A 4,163-nucleotide genomic window follows, 5' to 3' on the forward strand; every position below is an offset into this window, starting at 1 on the left:
GAGAAGCTTAAGTTTGAGTTTTTGCGCAATTGGCCTTCAAAACGGAAGGAAAAAGATTGACTTCAGACTTTCTTCTGGAGCAACTGCTACCTGTTGCCGCAATTAATAGTGACAGCGTTCTCGGCGGCAGAATATTAATCTAACCTCAAGCTTCATTGGCTTCTTGGGTATAACTGACAGACACACTCAATCAGTTATTTTAGATTAATGCTATAACCCGCTGGCGGCTCCATACCCAACAGATGCTCCACGTAGTAATCCAAGTGGCGCTGAATCGTGAAGGGGTTAAGCAGAGCACTGCTGTGGGTTTGGTTGGGCAGGTGCAGCAGGTCATAGGGTTTATTGGCCTTGACCAGCGCATCCACCAAACGGAAGGCCTGGCTGGGCGGCACATTCTCATCCATATCACCGTAAATAATCATCATCTTCCCCTGCAGGTTTTCTGCCATAGCCGTGATATCCAGTTTGTCCCAGTTTGCGGGCTTTTCGTCTGGTGAGCTGCGGTAGATGGAGCCGTCTTTATACACGGGCACGCCGGTCATATTCTCAAAGCCAGGGTAAAGTGCGGCGTAATCGTAAACGCCAGCACCGGTCAGGCCCACATCGTAAAACTCCGGACGACTCAACATTGCCTGGGCGGTAAAAGTCCCCCCCCAGGACCAGCCGTGAATACCTACGCGAGAGGTATCCAGTTCCGGGTTTTCAACTGCCCACTGTTTGATAGCCGCAATATGGTCATCAATGCCCACCTGGGTAAATTCAGTGTAACCTGCATCGCGGAATTCGTTGGATCGCAAAGGTGTACCACGGCCGTCAGTCACTACCACGCCAAAGCCCAGTTTGGTTAAGGCGCTTTTCATCAGTGGATTGCTACCACTGTAGGCTTCAATAAAGTTACGGGGTGCGACAATGACCTGTGGGCCACCGTAAACAGCATCCACTACCGGGTGTTTACCATTTGGCAGTTCTTTTTGGGGGGCGTAGTAAACCGACCAGACATCGGTTACCCCATCGGCGGCTTTGATCGCTTTGCGAACGGGTGCCTTATACCCTGCAGCATATAGTGCTGAAGCATCGGCGGTCTCCAGCTCGGCAACCACGCTACCATCTTCCGTGGAGCGCAGAACAGTTACCGGGGGTTGGTCAACAGTAGAATAAGTGTCGATCAAAATGCCGTGCGCCGGCTGAATGGGGTTTTCGCCCGGCACAATGCCAAACAGCATGGCAAACATCGGCACCGGTTCAGGTGCAAAGTGATGGTCAGCATTGACGTCAGTCAACAGGGTCACCTCGCCACCGTCGAAGGGCGCTTTATAGAGGTGGCGAAGGTAGGGGTCGCGACCCGCTTCACGGCCACCGGCGGTAAAGTAGACTTCACGCCTGGCTTCGTCGATCTGGTGAATGTCCTGAACCAGCCAGTTGCCACCAGTAATCCGGGCCTTCTGCTTGCCGGTTTGGGCATCGTATAAATAGAGGTGACCAAAACCGCCGCGATCGCTGAACCAGATCACCTCGTCGCCATCATTGAGGATACGGATATTGGGCGCATTATAGATATAGCTATTGGGGGTAACACGGGTCTCGCCGCTCTCTTCAATGACCACAGTCGATTTACCGGTGTTCAGGTCAATGCGAACCAGAGCCATCTTTTTACTGCCGTGGGTCTGCAGGGTCATAAAGGCCTGGTTACGCTTCAGGCTCCAGCCGAGGATCGAGCCATCGAGAGTAGCGGCGTCGTAACCGGCGGGCTTTTCAATCTTTACCTGCTTACCGGTGTTGGTATCAAACACAAAGAGATCGCTATTCACCACATTGCGGTCACCGGTAAATTGAGAGCGCACGTTATACACCTTGGGCCGCAGTGAGCCGTCGGTGGGCACCCACTCCACAAACGGGTTCACGTCAGCGGCGCGCTCATCCACACGGTGGACAATCAGGAAGCGCTCATCCGGTGAAAAGGTACTGCTGAAGGGCGGCAGCTTCATGCCGGTCTTGGCAATTTGCACAGTGATCAAGGCGCTGTCAGGCAGCTTACCGTAGGAGTAATAGGGAGCGCCATCGGTTGTCAGTTGACGCTCTTCGCCACTGGCCAGGTCAATCAGTATCAGGTTGTCATCGCGGGTGGTTGCGGCCCACTTGCCGCCAGGGGATGGCAGCAACCCGGGGGCCGGCGGGGTTATATCACTGGCGGAGCAGCTATAGGCTGTCAGGTCACAGTTAACCTGCTTACCACCGGCAATGCCCTTCAGGCGGCTAAGGTCGTCTGCCATTGAGGTGCTTGAGAGCCCAAGATTCTCTGCGCTGACCTCCGAAGCCAGTGCTGCCGTTAACGCTGTTGCCACAGCACTGTGGTCAAAGGCCGGAGTTTTAACACCACTGCTGTCAACCACCACATATTCACTGCCGGTGGCCGTCTCCCGCTGGTACCAGAACTTGCCGGTAGTGCCAAGCCAGTGGGGGTCCACGCCCTGGTTTTTCACCAGCCCCTTGGTGTTGGATTCCAGTAGCTTATTGGCAGCCTCATAGTCAGCGGCGGTAACGGATACTGCCGGCGCCGAAGTGGTGGAGGCCATGATATCGGCCTTCTTGCAAGCGGTCAGTGCCAGTGGCAGAATCAATGCCGCGGTCACCAGCAGAGTTTTGCTCTCTCTTCTCATGTCGGTTTACCTTTTTGCCTTTCGTGAAATCACTAATCTGACCAGCTTAAATAACCGAGCAATTTCAGTATATGGTAAAATCGCACCCCATTTGGCATTTTGGCACTTTCTCCGGTGAGCACTGGCATGACCACCAAGTCTGAACAACAAACCCAGAGCGATCAGCAGGCTCTGAAAGACTTCGAAACCCAGGTAATACATCAAACGCAATGGCTGCTTGACCAACTGGAAGCAATGAACAACCCGCTTCCAAAAGCGGACAAAACAGCGCTTGATGCACTAGCAGGACAGCAGCCCTCCTGTGTCGATTGGCCGCTGCTTGCAGAATGGGTGCGCGGGAAGTTATCTGAGGAGAACAAGGCGCCTTACCTTGCTTTACCCTTGGGGGACAAGGGGACAAGTAACTACCATATTTTCTCACCGGAACTTGCCCTGCTGGTCAATCACCTGGAAGCGCCTGAACAGGCGTTACCGACCATGTCGCTCTACGGGCGTGGCTGGTATGCAATGAATCTCCACCTGGAGGGACGACTCATAAAGACGTCAGGTGAGCAGGCCAGCGAGGCAATACAGGCGACTTTGCACGACATGTCCGTGATGGGCGATTTCGGCGGCGTAGTTGGTACCGGCCAGCCTGTTAGCTCACTACTGTTGTTATTTACCCGAGGTTTTTTGGTGAAGCGATTGGGGGCTTATGCAGAGCGTATATTTGAGCTATTTGAAACAGCCAACAGCGAACAGGCCGTCTTCGCCCCGGTGCCTTTAACGAATGAGCTGCACCGCCTGGGCAGTGAACTGACCAAACTCAACAATAGAAACCCGCTCTATATGCTTCAGGCGGAAAGTGCCTCGCTGAATATACTGTCCGTTGCCCTGGACAGCCTGTGCCAACAGATGAAGACAGCGGGTGATATTGCCAGCTATCGAGTATCCGAAGTTGAACGCCTGCATGGTGTGAAAGCACAAATCCAGAAGCACTGCGCCGACCCGTTGACCATTCAGGCACTGAGTCAGTGGTCAGGCCTTAATCGCCGCAAACTCAGCGAAGGCTTTAAGGCCCTGTTTGGTATGACGCTTAAAGAGTACCAGGTGATGCAGCGAATGGTGCTGGCCAGCCGCCTGCTGCAGCGTGGCCAGTCTGTTACAGAGGTATCGGAGCAGGTGGGGTATCAGGACCTAAGCAGCTTCAGCAAGGCATTTAAGGCCTACTTTGATCGTCCCCCCAGTGAATTCCAATCTGGCTTTGAGGCGGGTGGTTTAGAACAATAAGTGGAATTTGGTCGTTATAATTATCGGGCAGACTGATTTACCATCATCAGGTATCCGCGGGTACCCAACTGGATTTACTACCAAGCTTTTAAGAAGTTCAAAGTATAAGACGCATAAACCCCCTATTCCCCCCCCCCGCTTAGTATACTTCGCCTAAAAGACCACTTTCCCGCCATTAGATCGCCCCTAAATTTTCGGTATTTCCCACATCACTTGTGGAATATCATGCCAATTTGC

2 protein-coding genes are annotated in these 4,163 nt (G+C 53.3%); one reads left to right on the forward strand and one right to left on the reverse strand.

Annotated features, from left to right (window positions below; genetic code table 11):
- Positions 1-194: 194 nt before the first annotated feature.
- Entirely contained in the window at positions 195-2,657 is a 2,463-nt protein-coding gene (locus HBA55_RS36980; protein ID WP_167001238.1) for a S9 family peptidase, read from the reverse strand.
- A 126-nt stretch (positions 2,658-2,783) separates the two neighbouring features.
- Between HBA55_RS36980 and HBA55_RS36985 the strand changes: the two genes are divergently transcribed.
- On the forward strand, positions 2,784-3,926 hold the full coding sequence (locus tag HBA55_RS36985) for a helix-turn-helix transcriptional regulator (RefSeq protein WP_167001240.1): 1,143 nt from the start codon (positions 2,784-2,786) through the stop codon (positions 3,924-3,926).
- Positions 3,927-4,163 lie beyond the last annotated feature (237 nt).

Source organism: Pseudomaricurvus alkylphenolicus, assembly GCF_011683955.1.
Classification (GTDB): Bacteria; Pseudomonadota; Gammaproteobacteria; order Pseudomonadales; family Cellvibrionaceae; genus Pseudomaricurvus; species Pseudomaricurvus alkylphenolicus.

Bases quoted from the DNA above. Each gene is read 5' to 3' on its own strand.
- HBA55_RS36980 (WP_167001238.1), bottom strand. From the start codon at position 2,657: ATGAGAAGAGAGAGCAAAACTCTGCTGGTGACCGCGGCATTGATTCTG.
- HBA55_RS36985 (WP_167001240.1), top strand. From the start codon at position 2,784: ATGACCACCAAGTCTGAACAACAAACCCAGAGCGATCAGCAGGCTCTG.